This window comes from Thauera sp. ZXT1-4, from assembly GCF_052598215.2.
Genome location: NZ_JBQWSN020000127.1, coordinates 1 through 670 on the forward strand (window position 1 = coordinate 1; position 670 = coordinate 670).

General features: G+C 64.8%; 1 protein-coding gene. It reads left to right on the top strand.

From position 1 onward, the window contains the following. Window positions 1-545, top strand: a 545-nt coding sequence (gene istB, locus ACUH78_RS19450; RefSeq protein WP_510497623.1) for an IS21-like element helper ATPase IstB, incomplete at its 5' end; no start/stop codon positions are given. Between the last annotated feature and the right edge of the window lie 125 nt (window positions 546-670).

Consider the following 670-nt stretch of genomic DNA (forward strand, 5'->3'; position numbering starts at 1 on the left):
TCTCCAAGGCGCACGTCACCGCGCTGGCCGAGGGCGACAGCTGGCTCGAACAAGGGGCGAACATCCTGCTCTTCGGGCCGCCGGGTGTCGGCAAGACGCACCTGATCGCCGCCGTCGGCCACGCCCTCATCGAACGCGGCTACCGCGTGCTCTTCACCCGTACGAGCGATCTGGTGCAGCGCCTGCAGGCCGCCCGGCGCGATCTGCGCTTGCCGGCCGAACTAGCCAAGCTCGACCGCTTCGACCTGCTGATCTGCGACGACTTCAGCTACGTCCGCCGCGACCAGGGCGAAACCTCGGTGCTCTTCGAGCTCATCGCCGAGCGCTACGAGCGCAAGAGTCTGGCTATCACCGCGAATCAGCCGTTCTCGGAGTGGGGCCACGTGTTTGCCGAACCGGCCATGACCTTGGCCACCGTCGACCGACTCGTGCATCACGCCACGATCTTCGAGATGAACGTGGAGAGCTTCCGCCGCCGCGTTGCTCAGAAGGGGCTCGCCCCTTCTGAGCAACGCAACCCCAACACCTCAAAGCCAAAAGGCTGAACCCCTCATGACTCGCTTCCACCGGCCAGGATAATTGACGTCGACCGGCCAAGGTAATTGACGCCGGGCATCAGATACTGCCTGCATCGACCGGCCTGTATCCCTCCGAGATCGAGGCGTTGCGC